We start from the raw sequence: 24,341 nt of genomic DNA, 5'->3' as shown, positions 1-24,341 counted from the left end.
GTTCCCGCAGGTCACCGGAGGCAGCGAACCGGGAGATCATCATCTCCGCGAGCTCGAACGCCGCGTTCGGGTCGTTCGGCGCCACCTGCTCGTAGAGCGGGATCGCCTCTTCCTCCTCTGCGGCGGCGTCCAGCACGTAGGGCGTGCCGCCCATGACCGACCGGAACGACCGCAGGCGGGCCAGCTCCAGCATCGTCTCGACGCGCAGGCCGTCGTCCATGCCAGGCAGGTCGAGGCTGTTGTCGAGGTAGCGCTGCGCCTCGTCGAGCAGCTCCGGCGGCGGTTCCTCGTCGTCGGCGCGGGCCCGGCGGAACTGTTCCCGCAGGGACATCCCCATGACCGCCTCGGCCAGGGCGCGGTCCTCCTCGTCGAGCTCCATGGCGACCAGCAGGCGGAGCTCGTGGACGGAGGCTTCGAGCAGCTCCCGGTCGCCGACGTCGGTCGAGGCGTACCGCAGCTGGATGAGGTCGACCAGCTCGATGCGGAAGCCGGGTGTGGCGTCGAGCCGGTCGACGACGATCCGCATCGCCTCGATCGCCTCGTCCAGCCGCGACGGGTCGGCGAGCGCCCTGCCCTGGCAGCGGAACCACGCCGCGCTCAGGTACTGCGCCCACACCCAGTCGAACGACGACCGGTCCGCGACCGCGAGCACCCAGTCGAGGTAGTAGCGGATGTCCTCGACCACGGCCACGTCGACCGGCGCCGCGTCGTCCAGGCCGGCCTCGAACTGGGCCAGCAGGACCTCGGCCGCCTCCAGGCGGTCGCGGAACTCACCCTCCATCAGGCGTCAACGAGACGGCGCATCGTGCGCAGGCACACCACGGCGAGCGGCACGTGCACGAGCAGGGCGGCCCAGAACGCGGCGGCGCCCCAGAGACCGGCTGCCCAGAGCAGCGGGTCCTGCAGGAACGGCAGCCACAGCGCCTTCGTCTGCGGCACGACCTGGGCGAAGCCGGCCGCCACGAGGACCGCGAGCATCCCGATCGTGACGACACCGAAGGTGTTCGCCCGCCACATCGCCGCGATGGCCGCGACGACGCCGAGGAGCAGGAGGTAGCCGCTCAGCAGCGCGGCCGCCCGCAGACCGAACTCCGGTGCCGTGACGAACAGGTCCTCGGAGTGGACCGTCAGCCGCAGCACCGTCGCGGCCCAGTACACGAGTCCCAGCGCGGCCCAGGCCAGGCCGAACACGGCGACGCGGCGCAGCGGGGTGGGCGGCAGTGCGCGCCGGGTGCTCCTCTGCGCGGTCTGCGGCAGCCAGGACCGCGCCCACAGGCACAGTCCGAGGCTGGCCAGTGCCGTGACGACGAGTCCGACGACCAGGCCGTCGGCCCACTTGCCCGCCAGCGAGAACACCAGGTCGGCGACGAGGTCCGGTGACGTCACCGCGGTGAAGAGCGGCAGGTCGGACGCGAAGAACGCCAGCACGACGGCGAGCAGCACGCCGCCGGCCACGGCGCCCTTGGTGCGCACCAGAAGCACCAGCTCGGTCGCGAGCAGGGCGAACGGGGGCAGCAGGCCCAGCTGCGCTGCGGCTGCCAGGGTGACCGCCGCACGCGCGCCGTCCGGTCCGCCCTCGAACGCCACCGCACCGTTCTGCAGCACCACCACGACCCACGCGACTCCGGTCATGGCGAGGGTCAGCAGCACGATCGTGCCGGCGGTCGTGCCCACGGCCCGCAACGACACCGGCGCGCGCTTCGGCCGGCGTTCGCGGACCACCCGTTCCTGCAACACCCCCTGTGCCAGCAGGAGGACGCGGCCTTCGCGGGTGTCGGCGTTCGCGAGCTGCTTGGCCAGCGGACGCCACCACGGCACGTCGGCGAGCCGCAGCCGGACCGGGGGTTGCAGGGCGCGCGCCGCCTGCCGCCGGTTGAGCACCAGCAGCAACGCCATGCCGTGCAGCCGTTGCCGTTCGCCCGCGGTCAACCCGCCGGAGCCGGTCGAGTGCACGAGCTGTTCGGCGTTCTGCACCAGCACCGGCAGCTCGGCCGCCGCCTGGTCGAGCACCCCGCACCGCGGCCCGCAGCCGCCGTGGCCGCAGCGGTAGCCGGCGGCGGTGCCGAGCAGGTCGCCCTGCACGACCTCGCCCGCGAACTCGAAGCCGTCCGGCTGGGCGAGCGCGGCGACGAGCCCGTCGGTGTCGACCGGGCGGCCGCGGTACCGGGGTGTCACGTCGGGCGCGAAGGCCTGGCCGAACGCGAGGACGGCGCTGTGCAGTCGTGCCGAGCTGCCGTGCAGGCCGGTCAGCCGCATCGTGTCGAACCGGTTGTGCAGCTTCTCCTTGCGGATCCACGTGCTCAGCGCGTCCGCGCCGGTGCCGGTCAGCCAGCGTTCGGCGGCGTGCGGGTCGTCGAGCATCGCCACGGCCAGCTCGGCGGGGTCGGTGAACGACCGGCCGTTGACGAACGTGATCGGCGAGTGCTCCGGCTGCGCCGCCTGCGCGGGAGCGTGCGCCGCCACGGGCGGGCTGCCGCCGCCGAGCCAGCTCTCGACCTGCGGCCACCCCCACCGGTCGCGCGGGTCCTTCGTGAGCAGGCCGCTGACCAGCAGCCGCCAGCGCTCGTCGGTGATCTCGGTCAGGTCCAGCTCGTCGAGCGTGCGCATCCGCCGGATCGCCTGGTCGGACAGCATCTCGCCGGTGCGCCGCTGGAACCGGCCGTGGCCGGTGACGAGCAGGTAGGCGATCTCACCGAGGCTCCACCACGGCCACGGCCAGCCCTTCTCCTCCCAGTGCTGCTCCGGTGGGGTGTAGGCGACGGCGGCCATGATCGTGCCGCCGATCTGCTTGCTCGCGGTGAGCCCGGTGACACCGCCGAAGTCCGCGATGACGAACTCGCCGTTGGCCCGGTACATCAGGTTGTCCGGCTTGAAGTCGATGGGGTTGCGGCCGACGACCTGCTGCCAGAAGTTCAGCCCGCCGGCCAGCTCCCGCAGCACCTCCTCCGCCTTGCGCACGGAAGCCGGCCTGCGGGCGACGACCTGGTCGAGCGTGGCCTCCAGCAGCTCCATCGCCACCCAGCCGACCCGGCCGTGCGGGCCGATGAACGAGTCGTGGCCGAACAACCGCGGCACGTGCCGGTGGAAGCGCTCGTCGTCGAGGTGCCGCAACAGGTCCACGTCGATCGGGTGCCCCGCCCAGTGCACCTTGACCGCGACCTCGTCGCCCTCGGCCGTGCGGCGGCAGCACCACACGACGCCCTCGGTGCCGGTGCCCAGCACCCGCAGCGGCTCGAAGCGGTCCCGCAGCTGGTCGGGGAACACCGGCCCGCCGTCGTCCGCGGCCGGCGGTGGCGCCTCGCCCTGCTGCACGGTGGGGTTCGACCCCTGCTGCCTGGTCGGCACGGACTCGCGGCGAGCGCCCTGCTGCACCGTCGGCGCCGACTTGCGCGTGGCGCCCTGCTGCACCGTCGGGGTGCTCGGCCGTCGCACGGGTTCAGTCATCGTTCTCTCCCTCGCGCCACACGTCCACGACGCACAACGACACGTTGTCGGGCGCACCGGCCGCTATCGCCGCGGCGAGCAGGGCCTCGGCGGCGTCGTGCGCCGAGTCCAGCACCACGGCGTCCTTCAGCACGTCCTCGTCCACATAGGAGTGCAGGCCGTCGGTGCACAGCAGGAAACGTTGCCGCGCAGCCGGTTCGACCACCCGCACGTGCGGATCGACACGGCGGCCCTGCACCCCGCCGAGCACCTGGGTCAGCGCGCCCGCGGCGTCCTCGTCGACGTCGTCGACGGTCAGCGGCATGACCAGCCCTGGTTCGGCGTAGTAGGCGCGGCTGTCGCCCACGTGGCACAGGTAGCTCCGGTCGGGGCGCACGAGCAGCGCGGTCGCGGTCGTCGCGGTCCCCTCCAGCTCCGGGTCCCGCCGTCCGAGCTCCAGCAGCTCCTCGTGGGCGTCCACGAACGCACGGGCGAGCGACTCGCCGTCCGCCGGCTCGGGCAGCGCCGCCGTCAGCCGGGTGACGACGTGCCGGCTCGCGACCTCGCCCGCCCGGTGCCCGCCGAGCCCGTCGGCCACCACGACCAGTGCGGCCGCGGGGTCCCTGCACGCCAGCACGACCGGTGCGGACATCTCCACCGGCGCCAGCCAGCCGAGGACGCCCACCCTGTCCTCGTTGTGCTCGCGGACCAGCCCCCTGCACGTCACCGCCGCGACGTGGACCCGCGTCACAGCGGCAACCCGAACTCGTCGAACCCGGCCGCCTCCACCCGCAGCTCGACGTCCTGGCCCAGCCGCAGCACCTGGCCCGCCCGCAGGCGTTGCGGCGTCACCACCATCCGGCCGTCCACGTAGGTGTGGTTCGTCGAGTCGTCGTCCCGGACGTACAGGTGGCCGTTCAGCGGGTACAGCGTGGCGTGCTGCCGCGAGACCTGGGTCAGCTCGGCCATGCCCGGCAGGTCCGCCAGCGGGCCGCACTCCCGGCCCAGCCGCATGCCCAGCGCGGGGATGGGCACGACCCGGTCGAGGAAGCGCAGGTGCAGCTGTTCCTGCGGGAGGGGCGTCTCCACCGTCACCGGCGGGCGCCCCGCCTCCGGCCGGTCGGCGGGCGCGTCCGCGAACGCCGTGGCGCGCACCGCTTCCAGCTCGGCCGCGGGGTGGACGGCGCAGAAACCGGGCGACGTGGTCCGCGGGCAGCCGTCCGGGTCGTCGGGGCACTGGTAGGTCACGGTCGCCATGCGGCCTCCTCGAAGACGATCCCCTGGTCGCGCAGGTTCCGCTCGACCTTGGGCAACGTGCCGGCCGGCGGTACCCCGACGACCCACAGCACCCCGTCGTCCACCCGCACCTGCACCGGTGCCCGCACGGGTGCGAGGTCGACGAAGTGCCGGTAGCGCTGCTCGCCGAGCGGGGTGAGCGGGACCAGCCGCTGGTTGGCCGAGCCACGCCAGATCAACCTGGTCGGCTCGCCCGCCGAGTACCGCCCGGTGACCACCGCGTCGACCCGGTGCAGGACGTCGGCCTGCTGCCCGTTCAGCTCGTCGAGCTCGTAGCCGGTGTAGAGCAGGACGTCGCGGTCCGCGACGGAGGCGGCGTCGAGGAACTCCGCCAGCGCCGCGGCCTGCTGCAGGGGCTCCCCGCCGCTGATCGTCAGCCCTTCCGCACCCGCGCGCACCGCCCCGTGCCACGTGCGCAGCAGGTCGTCGACGGTGACCTCGGTGCCGCCGGCGGCGTCCCAGGTGTCCCGCGACATGCAGCCCCGGCAGGCCAGCGTGCAGCCCTGCAACCAGATCCCGAGCCGCCGGCCCGGTCCCAGCGCGGTGATCGGGTAGAGGACCCTGCTGGTCCTCAGCACCCCGTCCGTCCTCGGCCCGCGGTCGCTCAGCACCGGGTCACCTCGGCCCGCCAGCCGTCCGGTTCGGCGACGACCTGGTCGACCCGCCACGTCTCGCCCTGGCGCGGCGGGTCGCGCAGCAGCATCTCGGACAACGGGTTGATCAGCGCCGACTCCACGGCGTTGTTCACGCCGCGACCGCCGTGGTCGAGGTTCTCGACGGCCCGGTCGTACAACGTCCGGCGTGCGGCCTGCGCGACCTCCAGCCGGACCCGGTGCACCACGTCCATCCGGCGGGCCACCGACCGCAGCGCCTTGTCCAGCAGCTCCGGCACGACCTCCGGCTGGATGAAGTCCATGGCGATGAACGCGTCACCGAGCCGGTTGCGCAGCTCCGGCCGGCCGATCCGGTGGTCGAAGAAGTGCTCGAACGACTGCTGCAGCACCTTGCGCACCTCGGCGACGTCGGTGCGGTAGCTGAGCCGCGGTGCGGTGCCGGCGGGGGCGTCCGGGTCGACGACGCCGAGGTTCGAGGTGAAGATCAGCACGCACTCGGTGAAGTAGACGGTCGAGCCGCGGCCGTCGGTGAGCCGGCCGTCCTCCAGCACCTGCAGGAAGAAGTCGAACACCAGCCGGTGTGCCTTGTCGATCTCGTCGAACAGCAGCACGCTCATCGGGTTGGACCGCACCGCGTTGGTCAGCTCACCGCCGGCGTCGAAGCCGATGTAGCCCGGTGGCGCGCCGATGAGCCGTTCCCGCGCGTGCTCCTGGGCGAACTCGCTCATGTCGAACCGGATCGGCTCCGCGTCCCGCCCGAAGATCATCCGGGCGATGCCCTTGGCCAGCTCGGTCTTGCCCACGCCCGTCGGCCCTGCCAGGAACAGCACGCCCCGCGGGCGGTTCGGGGAGCTCGACGACTGCGCGCCGGTCAGCCCGGCGGCCGACCGCATGAAGATCTCCACCGCCTTGCGCACGGCGTGGTCCTGCCCGAACACCCCGATCGACGCCGGACCCGCCGACGCGATCGTGTCCCGCAGGGACGCGACCGCCCACGGGTTGTCGCGCACGCCGACGCGGTACAGCCGGGCCGCCTCGTCGAGGCGGTTCACCGGGATGGCCCGGTCGACCGCCACGCTGCCGACGGCGAGCACCTCGCCGTTGCTCATCCCGTGCGTGACCGAGACGAGGTTCTGCGCCGCGGCCTCGCGGGCGTTGTCATCGATGGCGGCGTCGGGGCGTTTGCTGATGACCACCCGCACGGCGTGGCGGGCGGCGGCGAGCCGCTGGTCGGCGGACGCGGGCGGCACGGTGATCACCTTGACCGTGCGCGGGGACATCGCGAACTCGACCGGCAGCTGCTCCTGCTTCTCCACCACCCAGAACACCGTGTTGAACGGCATCACCGGCGCCGTTCCGGGCACCGGGCGGGCTTCGTGGCCGAGCACCTCCGCCGTCGCCATCAGCAGCTTGCCCTCACCGGTGAGCTCCGAGCGCGGCGAGCCCAGCCGTGCCGCGAACGGGATCAGCAGGCCGATGGGGGCGCCGCGCGACATCACGATCTCCCGCAGCGCCCGGCGGGCCCTGCGCAGCACCAGGTCGTCTGGCGCGCTGCCGTCGTCGCGCTCCGGCCTCGACAACGCGTCGTCGGCGACGAACTCCCGCAACGCCTGCGGTATCGCCGAGCCGTCCTCGCTCAACGGCCACACCTCGAGGCGGTCGCGGGCGATGTCGAGCACCGCCAGCGCCCCGAACCCGCGGGCCCGGCACGCGCGTTCGACCACCTGCGGCAGTCCCAGCGGCACCAGCACGTCGCTCCCCGCGCCCGCGGGCAGGAAGTAGCGGTCGCGGACGTTGCCCACGAACAGCAGCTGCGGGTGGGTGACGAGGGAGAGGTCGAGCTCGCGGACCCACGCAGGCTCCTCAGCGCTCACGCTGCCTCACCCCCGGCACCTCGGTCGCCCGGCGGCGGACGGCGGGTCTGGTCTTGCGCCGCGACGGCGGCAACGGGGCCGGTGCCGCCGGCACCGGTCGGCCCGGCTCGAGCCGCAGGAACGGTGCCGGGTCGAGCTCGACGCCGCGCTCGCGCAGCGCGGAGTCGAGCTGGGGCAACGTCTCGTCGCAGTAGTGCGACTGCACGGCCTTCGCGTGCTCGCCCTCCGCGTCCTGGTCGGCGGCGCGGACCACGGCGGTGAGCAGGGCGGTCCCGTCCCCTGGCAGGCGCACCAGCAGCCCGTACCCCCGCTGTGCGCCGTCGAAGGCGACCACGGCCTGCGTCTCCTCGACCAGCAGCGACTCGAACTCCTCCCCCACGACGCAGTCGAGCTCGCTCAGCGCCTCCGCCGCCGCGGCGGCGACCCGCCTGCGGTGCCGGGCGAGGTCGGCGCGTTCGACGGCGCGGTGCACGGCGTCCTCGGCCTCGTCCGGATCGGCCGCACCGGCCACGAGCGCCAGCAGCGCCGGCTGCTCCTCCTCCAGCACGTCGGCGAGCAGCTGGCGCAGCCTGGCGCGCTGTTCCTCCTGCGCCACCAGCCGCTTGCGGCGCTCGATCGACTCGCGGACGAGCACGGCGACCTCCAGCGAGTACGTCCTGGCCCGCTGCAGCGACGTCACCGCCTTCATCTCCTCGTACACGGCCTGCGCCGCCGCGAGGCCGTCCGCGTCGCAGCGGTGGCCGTTGCCCGCCAGCAGCGTCTCGGCGTCGGCCAGCGCGGCGGCCACCGCATCGCCCTCCCGCCGGGTCGGCGTGTGCTGGGCCGGTACCCGGCGGGCAGCCAGCTCCTGGGCGGCCGACGCGGTGGTCGCGGCGGTCCCGCCGGTGGCCTTGCCGATGGTCGCGCGCCACCGCTGCGACCACCCCGCGTCGACCGCCTCGGTCGCGTCGGCCACCGCGGCGGAGGCCCGCGCCCGCAGCTCTTCGAGCTCGGTGAGGTCGGTGATGCCGTCCGCCCGGTGCTCGCCGGCGACGGCCGGGACCTTCACCCCGACCGCACGGGCGTGCGCGCGCATTTCCGCCAGCCGCGCCAGCGTGCCCGCGATGTCGGCGCGCAATTGGCGCCGGCGCTGGGCCTCCAAGTCAGCGGGCGAGAGGTAGTACCCGACGGAGGAGCTCATCAGACCTCACGGCTGTCTACTGTCATCGGACCGTGCAGGAAAAATACGTGCGCGACCGGCAATTCAGAGCGATGAACAGGAATTGACCCCTTTTTGTCCACTTCCGCAGCGACTTTTACGGCAAGAATTGTCGGCCTACGGATTCGGAGTGGTCGCGTGGCGGTGCAGCACCTCATCTACGCGCTCGTCGAGGACTGGGCTCGGGTCAACGACCTGCTCGGGCACGACGGGCGCACGCGGTTGCGCTCACTGGTCGACAAGATGCGCGGCGCGGTCACCCCGGTGGAACGGGCGGCGGCCGCGCACGAGGTGACGAAGCTGCTCGGCGACCTGCTGCCGCACGACGACCGGATCTTCGCCGACGCCGGCGTCCGGTACGCGAGCAGCGCCGAGCTGGCCGACCTCGACCTCGCGCTGGTCCACCTCTCCGACGACGTCAGGCTCGGCGGACGGCCGCGCAGCGCCAGGGAGCGGATTCTGACCAACGAGTGGGAGTCGGCGGCCGACCTGCGCGAACGCGGTCACAACCCGGACGTGGCGGGGGTGATCAAGCTGCACCGCGACGACGGCAGCGCCTCCGTGCCGACGTTCCAGTTCGACGCCGCGGGTGAACCGCTCGACGTGGTGCTGCGGATCAACCTGCTGCTGCAGGCCCAGCAGGACCCCTGGGGTGCCGCCGACTGGTGGTTCAGCGCGAACGCCTGGCTGCGCGACCGGCCGGTCCGGTTGCTCGGCCGCACCCCCGACGACCGGCTCGTGGCCGCCGCCGCGGCCGTGGTGGAGGGCTGAACCGTGATCCACCACGCGCCTCCCGCGACCCTCACCGGCACGCCGTCACGCGCGACCGTTCCCGCCGGCACGGTGCTGCACCGGGTGCACGCCGCTGCCCACGACCCGCTGCTGTTCGACCGGCCGCAGACCAGCCTGTTCGCCGGTGGCGGCCGGTTCGACGCGACCGCTGCCTGCGGCTACCGCACGCTGTGCCTGTCGGCCGCGCCGGAGACGACCGTCGCGGAGCGGTTCCTGCGCGAGTTCGCGCTGACGCCGGGCACCGAACGGGTGCTGCCGCGGGCCGCGCTGGCCGGTCAGGTGCTGACCGAGGTGCGCACCTCCCGCGACCTGGCCCTGGTCCGGCTGTACAGCGCCCACGACCTCGCCGAGGTGCACCAGGACAGCCGGCTCGTCACCGGTCCTCCGGAGCACTTCCCGTTCACCAGGGAGTGGGCGACGTGGCTGCACGACCAGGTCCCGTGGGCGGACGGCATCCTCTGGCAGTCCATCGCGGACATGCCCCGCGACACCCTGGTGCTCTTCGACGACCGCTGCGCCGCGCCCGTGCCGACCGGTGTCCGGCACGTCCTGGACGACGACGCCGAGCTCCCCTGGCTGCGCGACCTGCTGAGCCCCTACCGGGTGCAGGTGGAGGAGCCGGCGCCCTGGCCGCGGTTCTTCATCAACTACCGCACCGGCGACGGCCAGGAGGCGCCGGAGCTGCTGCACCGGGAGCTCAGCCGCCGGCTCGGTGAGAAGGCGGTCTTCCGGGACGTGCGCTCGATCCGGCCCGGCACACCGGACTTCGCCACCGCCCTGGAGGACAACGTGCGCCACTGCGAGACGGTCCTCGCGGTGATCGGGCGCCGCTGGGAGAACGAGGCCGACGAGAACGGCGTGCCGTTGCTGGAGAACCCCGCCGACTGGGTGCGCAGAGAGCTCGTCCTGGCGCACGAGAGCGGTGTACCGGTGGTTCCGGTGCTGCTCGGCGCCCGGTTGAAGCTCACAGCCGCGACACTTCCGCCCGAGCTGGAGCACCTCGCCGCGGCGCAGTACGTGCAACTCCCGCGCGGTTTCGGCGAACCCGACGTGAAGCTGCTGGTCGACCGGTTGCTGCACGATTAGCGGAATCATCCGGCTTCGCCGCGGCACCGCAATTTCCTCAGGTCAGGCGGTAACCGTGCGAAGGCCGGTTCGCCATTCCGTACCGCGGCTGCACCTCGGCCTTGCCGATGCTCACCAGGTGTTCCAGGTACCGCCGCGCGCTCACCCGCGACAACCCGGCCCGTTCGCCGACCTCCTGCGCCGACAGGTCGCTCTCGCAGTCGCGCAACGCGGCGATGACCAGCTTCAGGGTCAGTGCGGACAGGCCCTTCGGCACACCGGCCGAGCGCGGGCGGTGTTGCAGCAGCTGGTCGACCTCGTCCTGGTCGAGCCACTGGCCGAGGCGCTGCACCTCGGTGCGGCGCACCGCGTACTGCTGCATGCGGTCGAGGAACGCCGTGCGGGTGAACGGCTTCACGAGGTAGTGGTCGACGCCGCGGGACATCGCCTGGCGCACGGTCTCCAGCTCGCGGGCGGCCGTCACCGCGATGACGTCCACCGGCGGGCCGGAGCGGGCGCGCAGGCGGGCCAGCACCTCCAGGCCGGAGATGTCGGGGAGGTGGATGTCGAGCAGCACCAGGTCCGGGCGCAGCACCTCGACCGCGCGCAGGGCCTCGCCGCCGCCGTGGGCCTCGCCGACCACCTCGAACTCGGGCAGGGCCGTGAGGAACTCGCGGTGGATGGCGGCGACGGCGAAGTCGTCGTCGACCACGAGCGTGCGGACGGTCATCTGTTCCCCGTTTCCGGTAGCCACACGTCGAACGACGCGCCGCCGAGCGAAGAGTCCGTGACGTCGACCCTGCCGTTGCGGCGGGTGACCACGCGGGAGACCAGTGCGAGGCCGATGCCCCTGCCGTGCGCGCCGGCCACCGCCTTGGAGCTGACACCGAGGTCGAAGACGCGGTTGCGGTCGGGTTCGGCGATGCCGGGGCCGTCGTCGTCGACCACGACCCGCACACCGGCGTCGGACGACCGGACCAGCACCCGGACGGTGCCGCCGGTGTCCACGGCGTCGACGGCGTTGTCGAGGAGGTTGCCGAGCACGGTCAGCGCGTCGTCGCCGGCCCGGACGTCGACCGACGAGGTGGCGTCCAGGCGCAGGGCCACGCCGCGTTCGTGGGCCGTGGAGGACTTCGCGAGCAGCAACGCCGCCAGCGCGGGGTCTGCGCCCGCGCCGGTGACGATGTCGGAGGTGAGCGAGCCGGCGCCGCCGACGCGTTCGATGTAGGCGACGGCGTCGTCGCGGCGGTCGAGCTCCACGAGGCCGCCGATGACGTGCAGGTGGTTGGAGAACTCGTGGGCCTGCGCGCGGAGCACCTCGGTGACGGTGCGCTGGCCGTCGAGCTGGCGCAGGGCGTCGTGCAGCTCGGTGCGGTCGCGCAGGGTGAGGACCACGCCGACGGCACGGCCCGCGGTCTTCGCGGTCATCCGGTTGGCGACCAGGACCCGTTCGCCCGCGAGGACGAGGCGGTCGGAGACGTCGTCGCCGCGGGCGAGGTCGAGGACGCCGGAGTCGAGCACCTCGTCGGCGGGGCGGCCGGTGGGGTCGGCGCCCAGGCCGAGCAGGCGCATGGCCTCGTCGTTGACCAGCGCGAGGCGGCCGTGTTCGTCGACGGCCACGACGCCCTCGCGGATGCCGTGCAGCATCGCGTCGCGGGTCTCCAGCAGCTGGGCGATCTCGGCGGGTTCGAGCCGGAACGTGCGGCGGCGCACCAGCTGGGTGACCAGGGCGGCGCCCAGCACGCCGACCAGGGCGGCCAGTGCGAGCCAGCCGATCAGCTCGGGCAGGTCCTCCGCGAGGTCGGCGGACAGCTGGCTCTCCAGGATGCCGACCGAGGCCATGCCGATGATCCTGCCGTCCTCGGAGCGGATCGGGACCTTCGCCCGCAGCGAGGTGCCCAGGGTGCCGGTCTCGGTGCCGACGAAGACGTTGCCCGACAGGGCCGTGGACGGGTCGGTGGAGACGCGCTCGCCGATGCGGCGCGGGTCGGGGTGCGCGTAGCGGACGCCCCTGTCGTTCGTGACCACCACGTACGTCACGCCGGAGGCGGTGCGGATCAGCTCGGCCAGCGGCTGGATGGTCGCCGCCGGATCGGGGCTGCCGAACGCGCCGACCACGGTCGGCAGCCGGGCGACGCTCTCGGCGACGGCCAGCATCCGGTCCTGGTAGGAGTCGCGGATGCGGTCGCTCTGCAGCTTGGCCGCGAGCAGGCCGGCGGCGCACGTGGTCACCAGGACGATGACCACCTGCAGTACCAGCAGGGAGACGCCCAGTGAGACGCGGCGACGGCTGCGCATGGCTGACGTTTCTAACGCAGAAGCTGTGGTCGGCGCCACAAACTAAACGACCAATACGAGTCTTACGACCGTTTGCTTACGTGTGAACGCACCCCTCCTTAGCGTTCCCGCCCAACGTCGCCGAGGGAACGGGTGTGTGGACGATGAGCAGGAAATGGGTCGCGGTGGTGGCCGCAGCGGGATTGTTGGTCACCGGGTGCGGCCAGAAGGGGCAGAGCGGCTCCGACGCGCTCGCCAAGCTGGAGATCATGGCGCCCGCCGACCCCGGCGGTGGCTGGGACCAGACGGCGCGCGCGATGCAGACGGCCATGAACGGCGCGAACCTGGTGAGATCGATCCAGGTCAGCAACGTCGGCGGCGCGGGCGGCACGGTCGGGCTGAAGAAGCTCGCGAACGAGCGCTCCGAGCAGTACCTGATGGTCACCGGTCTGGTGATGGTCGGCGCGGTGGAGACCAACAACGTCGACACCCGCTTGGAGGACACCACCCCGATCGCGCGGCTCACCGCGGAGGACGAGGTCGTCGTCGTGCCGGCCGACTCGCCGCACAAGACGATCGACGACCTGCTCAACGCCGTGAACGAGAAGGGCAAGGGCGTCTCGATCACCGGCGGTTCGGCGGGCGGCACCGACCACCTGCTCGCGGCCATGCTGCTGGCCGCCAAGGAGATCGACCCGCTCAAGCTCAACTACATCCCGTACTCCGGCGGTGGTGAGTCGCTGGCCGCGCTGCTGGGCAAGAAGGTCGACGCGGGCATCTCCGGCATCGGCGAGTACCGCGAGCAGATCAAGGCGGGCAAGCTGCGCGCGCTCGGCACGTCCGGTCCGAAGGAGCACACGGACCTCGGCGGCAGCGTGCCCACGCTCAAGGGCGTCGGCAAGGGCGTCGAGCTGATCAACTGGCGCGGTGTGGTGGCGCCCGGCTCGATCTCGCCCGCGGCCAAGGAGCGGCTGATCACGCTGGTCACCGACATGCGCAACAGCCCGCAGTGGCAGGAGGAGCTCAAGAAGAAGGGCTGGACGGACACGTTCCTCACCGGTCACGAGTTCTCGACGTTCCTCACCAAGGAGATCGGCCGGATCAAGCCCGCGCTCGAGGAGATGGGCCTCGCGAAGTGAGTGCGGAGAAGGCCGAGGAGTACGGCTTCGGCGGGCTGGTCGTGGCGATCGGGGCGTTCGTCCTGGTCGACGCGACCACGATCGCCTCGCGCGGCACCGACACCTCCGTCGGGCCGCGTGCCTTCCCCTACGCCGTGGGTGCGTTGCTGGTCGTCACCGGCATCGCGGCGATCATCGCCACCGCACGCGGCAAGCTCGGCCAGGCCGAGGACGGTGAGGACGTCGACACCGGCGTCCGCACCGACTGGGCGACGGTGGCCAAGCTGGTGGTCGTGCTGGTGGCGCACCTGGCGCTGATCGACCTCGCCGGGTGGCCGGTGGCCGCGACCGTGCTGTTCTTCGGCGCCGCCTGGGCGCTGGGTGCCGTGTGGTGGCGCGCGCTGATCGTCGCCGTGGTGCTGGCACTGGTGGTGCAGGTCGTGTTCGCGTCCGGGCTGGGCCTGTCGCTGCCCGCCGGGATCTTCGAGGGGGTGCCCCTCCTCGATGGGTGACATCACCGCGCTGATCGACGGTTTCGCGACCGCCGCGCAGCCCCTCTACCTGCTCTACGCGCTGCTGGGCGTCACGCTCGGCACCGCGGTCGGCGTGCTGCCGGGCATCGGACCCGCGATGACGGTGGCGTTGCTGCTGCCGCTGACCTACACGCTCGAACCGACGGCCGCGCTGATCATCTTCGCGGGCATCTACTACGGCGGCATGTACGGCGGGTCGACCACGTCGATCCTGCTGAACACGCCCGGCGAGTCCGCGTCGATCGTGACCGCGCTGGAGGGCAACAAGATGGCCCGCGCGGGCAAGGGCGCGGCGGCACTCGCGACGGCGGCGATCGGGTCGTTCGTGGCGGGCACCATCGCCACCGTCCTGCTGACCGCGCTGGCCCCCACGATCGCGGACGTCGCGGTCACCCTCGGCCCGGCCGACTACTTCGCGCTGATGGTCGTGGCGTTCACGACGGTCGCCGCACTGCTCGGGTCCTCCCCCGTGCGCGGTCTCGCGTCGCTGGCGCTCGGGTTGTTCATCGGCCTGATCGGCACGGACACGCTGTCCGGGCAGTCCCGGTTCACGCTGGGCATCCCGACGCTGGCCGACGGCGTCGACGTGGTCGTGGTGGCGGTCGGCGTGTTCGCGGTGGGCGAGGCGTTCTACGTCGCCTCCCGGCTGCGGCACGGCCCGATCGAGGTCATCCCGGTCGGCGGCAAGTGGTTCACCCGCGAGTTCTGGTCGCGGTCGTGGAAGCCGTGGCTGCGCGGCACGGTGATCGGCTTCCCGATCGGCACCGTGCCCGCCGGTGGCGCGGACGTGTCGACGTTCCTGTCGTACGCGGCGGAGAAGAAGCTCTCCCAGCGACCGGAGGAGTTCGGCAAGGGCGCGATCGAGGGCGTGGCGGGTCCGGAGGCGGCGAACAACGCGGCCGCGGCGGGCGTGCTGGTGCCGTTGCTGACGCTGGGCCTGCCGACGACGGCGACGGCCGCGGTGATCGTGGCGGCGTTCCAGAGCTACGGCATCCAGCCGGGACCGCTGCTGTTCACGAACAACAGCGAGATGGTGTGGGCGCTGATCGCGTCGCTGTACATCGGCAACGTGATGCTGCTCGTGCTGAACCTGCCGCTGGTCAGGATCTGGGTGAAGGTGCTGCAGATCCCCCGCCCGTACCTGTACGCGGGCATCCTGCTGTTCGCCGCGCTGGGCACCTACGCGGTGAACTTCGTGGTGGACGACCTGGTCGTGCTGCTGGTGATCGGCGTGGTCGGCTTCTTCATGCGCCGCCACGGCTACCCGGTGGCACCGCTGGTGGTCGGCATGATCCTCGGCCCGCTGGCGGAGGAGCAGCTGCGCCGGACCCTGCAGATCAGCGAGGGCGACCTGACCGCGCTGGTGGCGAGCCCGTTCGCGGCCGTCTGCTACGCGGTGCTGGCCGTCCTGCTCGCGGTGGCGGTGGTGTTGCGGCTGCGGCGCCGCAGGACCGCGGAGCTCACCGCCGTCTGAGGACCGGCGGGTTCACCGGGGCGCTCCGGTGAACCCGCCGGTCGCGGTGCGCCGGCCGTACCGGTCGCGCACCGACGTCGGCGTCACCACCATCCCCTGGTGGTCGAACAACGGGGCCACGAGCCGGTACTCGAAGTCACCGGCGAGCCCCGCCCTCCTCCCCGCCTCGGCCATCGCGAGCGCCTGCAACGGCCCGTGCGTCAGCAGGCCCGGATACCCCTCCACGTCCCGCGCGTAGTCGCGGTCGTAGTGGATGCGGTGGGCGTTGTAGGTCAGCGCGGAGAACCGGAACAGCAGCGTCGGGGTCACGTCGACGGCCCACTCGTGCTCCGCGGCGGGCACCTCCGGTGTCTCCGGGAGGTCCGGGGTCGTTCCGGGTTCGCGGTAGACGAGGTCCTGCTCCTCCTCGACCACGACCTCCCCGCGTTGCCAGATCTGGTGCCGCACCACGACGAACGTCAACGGCCCCGATCGGCCCTGCTTGTCCTCGGTGGACAGCACGGTCGTCTCCCGCGTGGCCGTCTCGCCGCAGCGCAGCGGCCCCGAGCGGCGCACGCGGCCACCCGCCCACATCCGGCGCCGTCCGGATGGCGGGACCGGGACGGTGTTGCGGAACGGGTGCCCGTCCGGCCCGAGGTCGGCCTGCGCCGGGCGGTCGAGCAGGTAGAGCCAGTGCCACAGCAGCGGCAGGCCCTCCTCGGCGAGGTCGGGCACCGGCACGTCGAGCAGCGCGCCCAGTGCGTGCGCGGGGTCGGGGAGCAGCAGGTCGGTGGTCACTTCGCCCTCTTCACCAGCTGGCGGGCGATGACGGTCCGCTGGATCTCGTTGGTGCCCTCACCGACGATCATCAGCGGTGCGTCGCGGAAGTAGCGCTCGACGTCGAACTCCGTGGAGTAGCCGTAGCCGCCGTGGATGCGCACGGCGGTCAACGCCACCTCCATCGCGGTCTCCGAGGCGAACAGCTTCGCCATGCCGGCCTCCAGGTCCGCGCGCTCCCCCGAGTCGTACCGGCGGGCGGCGTGCAGGGTGAGCTGGCGGGCGGCTTCGAGCTTCGTGGCCATGTCCGCGAGGTAGTTGCCGATGGACTGGTGCTGCCAGATGGGTTTGCCGAAGCTCTCGCGCTCCTGGGCGTACCTGAGCGAGTCGTCCAGCGCCGCCTGCGCGACGCCGAGGGCCCGGCACGCGACCTGGATGCGCCCGATCTCAAGGCCGCGCATCATCTGCGCGAACCCCTGGCCCTCCACACCGCCGAGGACCGCGGTCGCGGGCACGCGGAAGTCGTCGAAGGACAGCTCACAGCTCTCCACGCCCTTGTAGCCGAGCTTGGGCAGGTCGCGCGACACCGTGAGCCCCGGCCCCTTCTCGACCAGCAGCACGGACACGCCCTTGTGCGGCGGCGACGCCGACGGGTCCGTCTTGCACAGCAACGCGATCAGCCCCGACCTGCGCGCGTTGGTGATCCACGTCTTGGAACCGTTGACCACGTAGTCCGCGCCGTCCCTGCGCGCCGTGGTGCGGATGGCCTGGAGGTCGGAGCCGCCGCCGGGTTCGGTCAGCGCCATCGTCGCCCGCAGCTCACCGGTGGCCATCCGCGGCAGGTAGGCGTCCTGCTGCTCGCGGGTGCCGAACGCCACCAGCAGCTTGGCGACGACCGTGTGCCCGCCCATCGCACCGGCCAGCGACATCCACCCGCGGGCCAGCTCCGAGGTCACCATCGCGTAGCACTCGGCCGACACCGCCACCGACCCCCACGGCTCCGGCACCGCCAGCCCGAAGACGCCCATCTCCTTCATCTGGTCGATGAGCGCCTCGGGGTAGGTGTCGGTGTGGTCGAGCTCCCGTGCCACCGGCCGCACTTTGCGGTCGACGAACTCGCCGGCCAGTGCGACGATCGCGGTCTCGTCCTCGGTGAGCGCCATGCCCTCCAACCTAGGCCGTCGTCGATCCGATCGCCTCGTCGAGGATGCTCAAGCCGAGGTCCAGCTCCTCCTCCGTCGTGGTCAACGCCGGTGCGATCCGGAACACCCCGCCCATCCCGGGCGTCTGCACGATGTTCATGTGCAGCCCCAGCTCCAGGCACCTCCGCGTGATCGGCGCGTGCAGCGACTCGTCCCCGATCTCCACCCCGACCAGCAACCCGCGTCCGCGCACGTCGGTCACCAGGTCGTGCCGCGCGGCGATGTCGTCCAGCCCGGTGCGCAGGTGCGCCCCGAGCTTCACCACCCGCTCGTCCAGCTGTTCCTCGACCAGCACGTCCAGCACCGTGTTGCCGACGGCGGCGACCAGCGGGTCGGAGACGTGGGTGGTGAAGAACAGGTAGCCGCGGGCGTGCGCCTCCTCCTCGATCTCGGCGGAGGTGATCACGGCGGCCAGCGGCAGGCCGGCGCCCAGGGTCTTGGACAGCGTCAGGATGTCGGGCACCACGCCGTCGCGTTCGAACGCGTACCAGGTGCCGGTGCGGCACAGGCCGGTCTGCGCCTCGTCGAAGATCAGCAGCATGCCGCGCTCGCGGCACTTGGCCTGCAGGGCGGCGAAGTAGCCCAGTGGCGGTTCGATGATGCCGCCGGAGCTCAGGACCGGCTCGACGATGCACGCGGCCAGCGAGCCCACCGACTGGGCGTCGATCAGGTCGAACGCCAGGTCGAGCTGCGCCTGCCAGTCGGCGGTCGGCACCGGGATCGCGAAGTTGCCGCCCACCGGCCCGTAGCCCTTGCGGCCCGCGCTGTAGGTGGCGGCCGCGGCACCGGCGGTCATGCCGTGCCAGGACCGGGCGAAGGCCACGACCTCGTGCTTGCCGGTGACCAACTTGGCCATGCGCAGCGCGGCCTCGTTCGACTCGGCACCGGTGGTGAGCAGCTGCACCTTCCGCAACGGGTCCGGCAGCGTCCCGGCGAGCCGGCGGGCCAGGTCGACGACCGGGCGGCTGAGCATGCCGCTGAAGAGGTGGTCGAGGTTCGCGATCTGGCGCTGCACGGTCGCGACGATCCGCGGGTGCGAGTGGCCGAGGATCGCGCTCATCTGACCGGAGGTGAAGTCCAGGATGCGGCGGCCGTCCTCGGTGAACAGGAAGCTGCCCGCGGCGCTGTCGATGATCTCTCGCGTGAAGGTGCCGCCGTAGCGCACGAGGTGGCGGTCCACGTCCTCCCAGAAGGTCTCCATGGACCGGGACGCTACGAGCGCGCGAGCATCAGGTCCATCTCACAATCCCACGCTCGCTGTTCGGAAATACTGCACAGCATGACGTTGAACCCGTGGCGGCTGAAGCTGCTGAGCCAGCTGGACGCGTTGGGCACCGTGCGCGCGGTGGCGCAGGCCGCGAACATGAGTGCGTCGAGCGTGTCGCAGCAGCTGGCGGTGCTGGAGGCGGAGACGCGCACGCAGCTGCTGGAACGCACCGGGCGGCGGGTGCGGCTCACGTCGGCCGGGTTGATCCTCGCGCGGCGGGCGCGGGCGGTCCTCGACCACATGGACGCCGTCGAGGCCGAGCTGCGCGGGCTCAACGCCGAACCGTCCGGGCGGGTGCGGCTCGGGGCGTTCCAGAGCTCGATCCACACGCTGGCCGTGCCCGCGATCGGGCAGCTGGACCACCCGCACCTGGACGTGCAGCTGGTCGAGCTGGAACCGCACGCGAGCATGCCCGCGCTGCTGGCCGGCGAGGTCGACGTGATCATCACGACCACCGACTTCGTGGAGCTGCCGGTGCCGCCGGACGTCGACGTCGTGCCGCTCGGCGAGGACCCGGTGGTGCTGCTGACCCCGCCCGGTCACCCGGCGACGGACCTGAAGGCGTGCAAGGACGAGCGGTGGGCGTTCGACGTGCCCGGCTCGTACATGGCGAACCTGGCCACGCGGCTGTGCCGGCAGGCCGGGTTCGAGCCGCGGGTGGTGGCCCGCTTCAGCAACTACGTGCTGACGTTGCAGCACGTCGAGGCCGGGCTGGCGGTCGCGCTGCTGCCCGCGCTGGCCGTCCACCCGCGCTTCGACGTGGTGGCGCGCGAGCTGCCGGTGACCCGCCGGATCACGGCGGCCGTGCGGCGGGGTTCGCGCGCCCCGATCACGACCGTGCTCGACGCGCTGGCCTCCGCGGCGGGCTGAGGGGCGTGTGCCAGAGTCTGCGCATGTTGGAGATCACGGTGCAGGTGGAGAACGGTGAACGGCACGTCCGCGTGTCCGAGCAGGAGCTGGCCGGGCTGGTCCACCGGATCGGCGGCGCCGGTGACCGGTTCCTCGTCGTGCAGCGGGTGCCCGACCTGCCCGGGGTGTTCGCCCAGGTCTGGCACGAGAACGGCGGCAACTACTCCGTGGAGCACCGCGACGGCGCCGCGGACCGGCACTTCACGGCGACCGCCGGCGAGCCGGACGCCGTGGCCGCGACCCTCGTCGGCTGGGCCCGGAAGGAAAGCGGCTGGGACCGCGGCCTGGCCTGGTCACCCCTGGACCTGCCGCCCGCGGCGCAGGTGCCGTCGCTCGACCTCACCGAGGAGGAGCGCACGTCGCTGGAGCAGCGCGTCCGCGAGGTGCTGGCCGGCGGCTACGCCTCCCGCGCGGACCTGGCCGAGCTCGCTGAGGACCACCTGGCCACGAAGGACCGCAGGCCCGTCTCACCCGAGCAGGCGCGGGCACTGGCCGACCGGCTGTGGCAGGAACGGGTCGAGGAACAGGCGACCTGGGAGGGCGAGACCGACCCGGAACGACTCACCCGCGCGTTCGCCGCGCTCGACGAGGCGGGCATCACCGCCCGCGAGAACTTCACCTGCTGCCGCACCTGCGGCAACGCCGAGATCGGCGACGAGGCCGCTCCGGGCGCCCGCGGGTTCGTCTACTTCCACGCCCAGTCCACGGACGCCGCCGCGGCCGGCCACGGGCTGACGCTGTACTACGGCGGCTTCGACGGCACGGCCGAGACCACCGCCGCGGTCGGCGCCGAGATCGTCGCCGCGGTCGAGGCTGCCGGTCTGCGCATCGAGTGGAACGGCGACCCCGGCCGGGCCATCTCCGTCACCGCGCTGGACTGGCGCCGCCGCCTGGTCGGCTAGGACGGGCGGCACACTCGGTCGTCATGAAGCGCGCAACGATCAACGACGTCGCGAGCGCCGCGGGCGTGTCGCGGCAGACCGTGTCGCGCGCTCAACGACAATGGCGAGATCGACGGCGCCACCAAGCGGCGCGTCCTCAACGCGGCGCCGCTGTCGACCACCTCGTCGCGGCCGGGCACCGGCACATCGGCATGCTCGACCACGCCAACCGCGCCGACCCCGGTGACCGGCACGCGTGGTTCTGCGCGGCGATGGCCGCGCACAGGCTCGACTCGCGTGCCGTCACGGGCGCACACCAGTCCGTCGACGGCGGCGCCGAGGCCCTCACCGCGCTGCTGGACCGGCATCCCGGTGTCACCGCGGTGTTCGCGTTCAACGACACCGTCGCGGTCGGCGCGCTGCGCTCCGCCCGCAGGCGCGGTCTGAAGGTGCCGGACGACCTCGCCGTGGTCGGGTTCGACGGGTTGCAGCTCGGCACCGTCGTCGACCCGGCGCTCACCAGCGTCGCGCTGGACACCAAGCGGATCGGCGCACTCGCCGTCGAGCAGGCCGCCCTGCTGCCGGACGGCGGGCAACCGCTGTCGGTGCCGAGCTGGTCGTGACGGCGGCGCTCATCCTTCGCACCAATCCGTGAACGCTCACGGGAGCGCTCACGGATATTCGTCACGACGTGGAACACCCGTCCTCCAGTGGCGGTCGTGCCGCTGGTGGTCATGTTCCTCGATCAGCGCACGTGATCTCATCCGCAACATCGCCGCAGGCGCTGTCGAGGGCTAAGGAACACATGTCTCAGCCGACCTACCTCGAAGACCCCCGTCCCGGCCACGGCGCGCTGCCCCCGCGCGCGCACTTCTCCTCCGACGCGGCCGCGCTGCCGCTCGACGGGGCGTGGCGGTTCCGCCTGTCCCCCACCGCCGTGCTGTCCGACGACGTGGCCGCGGAGGACTTCGACGACAGCTCCTGGGACACGATCACCGTTCCCGGTCACTGGCAGCTGCAGGGGCACGGGTCGCCCGCGTACACGAACGTCCGGTACCCGTTCCCCGTCGACCCGCCGCGCGTGCCGTCGGAGAACCCGACCGGCGACCACCGGCTCGTGTTCGACCTGCCGGTGTTCTGGCCGGACGAGCCGGCGGTGCTGCGGTTCGACGGCGTCGACTCGTGCGGGCGGGTGTGGCTCAACGGCGTCGAGCTGGGCGTGACGCGCGGCAGCCGGCTGCCGGCGGAGTTCGACGTGAGCGCGGTGCTCCGCCCGCACCGCAACGTCCTCGTCGTGCGGGTGCACCAGTGGTCCTCCGGCAGCTACCTGGAGGACCAGGACATGTGGTGGCTGTCCGGCATCTTCCGCGGCGTCGCGCTGCTGTCCCGCCCGCGCGGCGGCGTCGCGGACTACCGGCTCAACGCCTCCTACGACCACCTCACGGGACTGGGCACGCTGTCGGTGGAGGGTGACGGGCTGCTGGTCACCGTGCCGGAGCTGGACGTGCACGACCTGCCCGCCGGTGAGAGCGCGGCGGTCGCGGTGGAACCGTGGAGCGCCGAGCAGCCGCGGTTGTACGACGGTGTCGTGCACACCGCCGCGGAACGGGTGCCGGTGCGGATCGGGTTCCGCACGGTCGCGATCGTCGACGGGGTGCTGACGGTCAACGGGTCGCGGATCGAGTTCCGCGGCGTGAACCGGCACGAGCACCACCCGGCGCTGGGCCGTGCGGTGCCGCGTGCGTTCGCGGTGGCGGATGTCGAGCTGATGAAGCGCCACAACGTCAACGCCGTCCGCACGAGCCACTACCCGCCCGACCCGTTCTTCCTGTCGCTGTGCGACGAGTACGGGCTGTGGGTGGTCAACGAGTGCGACCTGGAGACGCACGGGTTCACCGAGCTCGGCTGGTCCGGGAACCCGAGCGCCGACCCGGTGTGGCTCGAGTCCTACCTGGACCGGATGCGGCGCATGGTCGAGCGGGACAAGAACCACCCGTCGATCGTGCTGTGGTCGCTCGGCAACGAGTCGCACACGGGCCAGAACCTGGCGGCGATGGCGGCCTGGACCCGTGACCGCGACCCGTCCCGGCCGGTGCACTACGAGGGCGACCTCGACTGCGAGTACGTGGACGTCCACAGCCGCATGTACGCCTCGCACGCCGAGGTCGAGCAGATCGGGCGGCGCGAGGACGCGAACGAACGCCGCCGGGCGCTGCCGTTCGTGCTGTGCGAGTTCGCGCACGCCATGGGCAACGGGCCGGGCGGGATGCTGGAGTACCGGGAGCTGTTCGAGCGGTACCCGCACGTGCAGGGCGGGTTCGTCTGGGAGTGGATCGACCACGGGATCGCCGGTGACGGGCGGTTCTCCTACGGCGGCGACTTCGGGGAACCGCTGCACGACGGGAACTTCGTCATCGACGGGCTCGTGTTCCCCGACCGGGTGCCCTCGCCGGGGCTGGTGGAGTTCGCTGCGGTGTTCGCGCCGGTGCGGATCTCGGCCGGTGCCGACGGCGGTGTGCGGGTGGTGAACCGCTACGACCTCGTGTCGCTGGAGCACCTGCGGTTCGAGTGGGTGTACGAGGACGACGGGGGCGCGGTGGCGTCCGGGGTGCCGGCGACCGGGCCGGGGCAGGACGCCGAGGTGCCGTTGCCGGAGCTGCCGGACGTCGCTGGCGAGGGGTGGCTGACCGTGCGGGCCGTGCTGGCGGCGGGCACGCGGTGGGCAGCGGCCGGGCACGTGGTGGCGGTGGGGCAGGTCGCGGTCGTCGGTGCGCGCGGTCGAGAGGCGGCCGGTGGCGACGTGCCTGCCGCGGTCGTGCGGAGCGGCGGGGTCCTGCGGCTCGGTCCCGGCGTGTTCTCCCCGGTCACCGGCCTGCTGACCCGGCTCGGCCCGCTGCAGCTGGACGGCCCCCGCCTCGACCTGTGGCGGGCGCCGACCGACAACGACCGCGGCGGTGGCCAAGCCTCCGACGAGCGGGCGTGGCGCGCGGCCGGGTTGCACCGGGTGCAGCACCGGGTGGCCGCCGTGGAGGTGGCGGAGCACTCGATCACCGTGCGGACGCGGGTGGCGCCGCCCGCGTGGGGGTTCGGGATGCGCGCCGACTACCGGTGGACCGCCGAGGGCGACCGGCTGCGGCTGCGGGTGGACGTGGAACCGGACGGCGAGTGGCCGTGCACGCTGCCCCGGCTCGGGCTGCGGCTGGCGCTGCCGGGGGCGCTGGACGCCGTGTCGTGGTTCGGCTGCGGGCCCGGCGAGGCCTACGCCGACAGCCGGCAGGCGGTGCGGGTCGGGCGGTTCGCGTCCACCGTGGACGGTCTGCAGACGCCGTACGTGTTCCCGCAGGAGAACGGAAACCGCGCCGACGCCCGGTGGCTGGAGCTGAGCGACGGCGTGCGCCGGGTGCGGGTGGAGGGCGAGCCGGTGTTCGACTTCGCCGCGCGCCGGTGGACGTCCGAGGACCTCGACGCGGCCACGCACACCACCGACCTGCGGGCACGGGACCGGGTGCACCTGAACCTCGACGTGGCGCAGCACGGCCTGGGAACGGCGTCGTGCGGGCCCGGTGTCCTCCCCCGGCACCGGCTGCACGCGGAGAAGACGAGCTTCACGCTGACGTTCACGGCGTCCTGATCCGGCCCTCGCGCCCGTGGTCAAGGCCACG

General features: G+C 72.7%; 20 protein-coding genes. 9 read left to right on the top strand and 11 right to left on the bottom strand.

Annotation, left to right across the window (positions count from 1 at the left end; all coding sequences use genetic code 11):
• Positions 1-780: 780 nt before the first annotated feature.
• Genes ACVDFE_RS24135 through ACVDFE_RS24110 form a run of 6 tightly spaced genes read right to left on the bottom strand, consistent with a single transcriptional unit; the run spans position 781 to position 8,387 of the window.
• The gene (locus ACVDFE_RS24135; protein WP_458431951.1) at positions 781-3,444 is read right to left on the bottom strand and encodes a protein kinase domain-containing protein; all 2,664 of its coding nucleotides are present in this window, start codon (positions 3,442-3,444) and stop codon (positions 781-783) included.
• Positions 3,437-4,174, bottom strand: coding sequence for a PP2C family protein-serine/threonine phosphatase (locus tag ACVDFE_RS24130; RefSeq protein ID WP_458431950.1), 738 nt, complete (start codon positions 4,172-4,174; stop codon positions 3,437-3,439). Before ACVDFE_RS24130 ends, ACVDFE_RS24135 begins: the two co-directional genes overlap by 8 nt.
• Complete coding sequence (locus tag ACVDFE_RS24125) at positions 4,171-4,680, bottom strand: FHA domain-containing protein (RefSeq protein ID WP_458431949.1); 510 nt, start codon at positions 4,678-4,680, stop codon at positions 4,171-4,173. The genes ACVDFE_RS24130 and ACVDFE_RS24125 overlap by 4 nt, the downstream gene beginning before the upstream one ends.
• Entirely contained in the window at positions 4,668-5,330 is a 663-nt protein-coding gene (locus tag ACVDFE_RS24120; RefSeq protein WP_458431948.1) for a 4Fe-4S single cluster domain-containing protein, read from the bottom strand. Before ACVDFE_RS24120 ends, ACVDFE_RS24125 begins: the two co-directional genes overlap by 13 nt.
• Positions 5,324-7,207, bottom strand: coding sequence for an AAA family ATPase (locus ACVDFE_RS24115; protein ID WP_360388924.1), 1,884 nt, complete (start codon positions 7,205-7,207; stop codon positions 5,324-5,326). Before ACVDFE_RS24115 ends, ACVDFE_RS24120 begins: the two co-directional genes overlap by 7 nt.
• On the bottom strand, positions 7,197-8,387 hold the full coding sequence (locus tag ACVDFE_RS24110) for a hypothetical protein (RefSeq protein WP_458431947.1): 1,191 nt from the start codon (positions 8,385-8,387) through the stop codon (positions 7,197-7,199). The genes ACVDFE_RS24115 and ACVDFE_RS24110 overlap by 11 nt, the downstream gene beginning before the upstream one ends.
• A 156-nt stretch (positions 8,388-8,543) precedes the next feature.
• On the opposite strand from ACVDFE_RS24110, the gene ACVDFE_RS24105 reads away from it, so the two are divergent.
• Positions 8,544-9,176 (top strand): hypothetical protein, encoded by a 633-nt coding sequence (locus ACVDFE_RS24105; RefSeq protein ID WP_360388930.1) that lies wholly within the window; start codon positions 8,544-8,546, stop codon positions 9,174-9,176.
• Between the two features lie 3 nt (positions 9,177-9,179).
• Positions 9,180-10,283: an RES family NAD+ phosphorylase gene (locus ACVDFE_RS24100; protein WP_458431946.1), complete on the top strand. Its 1,104-nt coding sequence runs from the start codon at positions 9,180-9,182 to the stop codon at positions 10,281-10,283.
• A 37-nt stretch (positions 10,284-10,320) separates the two neighbouring features.
• On the opposite strand, the gene ACVDFE_RS24095 is transcribed toward ACVDFE_RS24100, so the two are convergent.
• Together ACVDFE_RS24095 and ACVDFE_RS24090 are read right to left on the bottom strand one after the other, a co-directional pair.
• The gene (locus ACVDFE_RS24095) at positions 10,321-10,992 is read right to left on the bottom strand and encodes a response regulator (protein WP_458431945.1); all 672 of its coding nucleotides are present in this window, start codon (positions 10,990-10,992) and stop codon (positions 10,321-10,323) included.
• Positions 10,989-12,560: a sensor histidine kinase gene (locus tag ACVDFE_RS24090; RefSeq protein WP_360388938.1), complete on the bottom strand. Its 1,572-nt coding sequence runs from the start codon at positions 12,558-12,560 to the stop codon at positions 10,989-10,991. The genes ACVDFE_RS24095 and ACVDFE_RS24090 overlap by 4 nt, the downstream gene beginning before the upstream one ends.
• A 143-nt stretch (positions 12,561-12,703) precedes the next feature.
• Here ACVDFE_RS24090 and ACVDFE_RS24085 point away from each other — a divergent pair, with 143 nt between their 5' ends.
• Genes ACVDFE_RS24085 through ACVDFE_RS24075 form a run of 3 tightly spaced genes read left to right on the top strand, consistent with a single transcriptional unit; the run spans position 12,704 to position 15,664 of the window.
• Positions 12,704-13,678, top strand: a complete 975-nt coding sequence (locus tag ACVDFE_RS24085) for a Bug family tripartite tricarboxylate transporter substrate binding protein (RefSeq protein WP_360388941.1) — start codon at positions 12,704-12,706, stop codon at positions 13,676-13,678.
• Positions 13,675-14,169 carry a tripartite tricarboxylate transporter TctB family protein gene (locus ACVDFE_RS24080; RefSeq protein WP_458431944.1) on the top strand — a complete coding sequence of 165 codons (495 nt, stop codon included), beginning with the start codon at positions 13,675-13,677 and terminating at the stop codon, positions 14,167-14,169. Before ACVDFE_RS24085 ends, ACVDFE_RS24080 begins: the two co-directional genes overlap by 4 nt.
• Positions 14,162-15,664 (top strand): tripartite tricarboxylate transporter permease, encoded by a 1,503-nt coding sequence (locus ACVDFE_RS24075; protein WP_458431943.1) that lies wholly within the window; start codon positions 14,162-14,164, stop codon positions 15,662-15,664. The genes ACVDFE_RS24080 and ACVDFE_RS24075 overlap by 8 nt, the downstream gene beginning before the upstream one ends.
• 12 nt (positions 15,665-15,676) lie before the next feature.
• Here the strand turns inward: ACVDFE_RS24075 and ACVDFE_RS24070 are convergent, their stop codons facing one another.
• The 3 genes from ACVDFE_RS24070 to ACVDFE_RS24060 are packed head-to-tail and all read right to left on the bottom strand — an operon-like array spanning position 15,677 to position 18,823.
• Entirely contained in the window at positions 15,677-16,441 is a 765-nt protein-coding gene (locus ACVDFE_RS24070) for an FAS1-like dehydratase domain-containing protein (protein ID WP_458431942.1), read from the bottom strand.
• On the bottom strand, positions 16,438-17,583 hold the full coding sequence (locus ACVDFE_RS24065; RefSeq protein ID WP_458431941.1) for an acyl-CoA dehydrogenase family protein: 1,146 nt from the start codon (positions 17,581-17,583) through the stop codon (positions 16,438-16,440). The genes ACVDFE_RS24070 and ACVDFE_RS24065 overlap by 4 nt, the downstream gene beginning before the upstream one ends.
• A gap of 10 nt (positions 17,584-17,593) precedes the next feature.
• Entirely contained in the window at positions 17,594-18,823 is a 1,230-nt protein-coding gene (locus ACVDFE_RS24060; RefSeq protein ID WP_360388953.1) for an aspartate aminotransferase family protein, read from the bottom strand.
• 78 nt (positions 18,824-18,901) lie between these two features.
• On the opposite strand from ACVDFE_RS24060, the gene ACVDFE_RS24055 reads away from it, so the two are divergent.
• The 4 genes from ACVDFE_RS24055 (at position 18,902) to ACVDFE_RS24040 (ending at position 24,310) form a co-directional block, all read left to right on the top strand.
• Complete coding sequence (locus ACVDFE_RS24055) at positions 18,902-19,759, top strand: LysR family transcriptional regulator (RefSeq protein ID WP_458431940.1); 858 nt, start codon at positions 18,902-18,904, stop codon at positions 19,757-19,759.
• Positions 19,760-19,782: 23 nt separating this feature from the next.
• Positions 19,783-20,700, top strand: coding sequence for a DUF6891 domain-containing protein (locus ACVDFE_RS24050; protein WP_458431939.1), 918 nt, complete (start codon positions 19,783-19,785; stop codon positions 20,698-20,700).
• A 23-nt stretch (positions 20,701-20,723) separates the two neighbouring features.
• Positions 20,724-21,302, top strand: a complete 579-nt coding sequence (locus tag ACVDFE_RS24045; protein WP_458431938.1) for a LacI family DNA-binding transcriptional regulator — start codon at positions 20,724-20,726, stop codon at positions 21,300-21,302.
• A 182-nt stretch (positions 21,303-21,484) separates the two neighbouring features.
• Positions 21,485-24,310, top strand: coding sequence for a glycoside hydrolase family 2 TIM barrel-domain containing protein (locus ACVDFE_RS24040; protein ID WP_458431937.1), 2,826 nt, complete (start codon positions 21,485-21,487; stop codon positions 24,308-24,310).
• Positions 24,311-24,341 lie beyond the last annotated feature (31 nt).

The organism is Lentzea chajnantorensis (assembly GCF_054300775.1).
The sequence above is the reverse complement of the archived record's forward strand: the minus strand, read 5'-3'. Positions and strand labels throughout refer to the sequence as shown.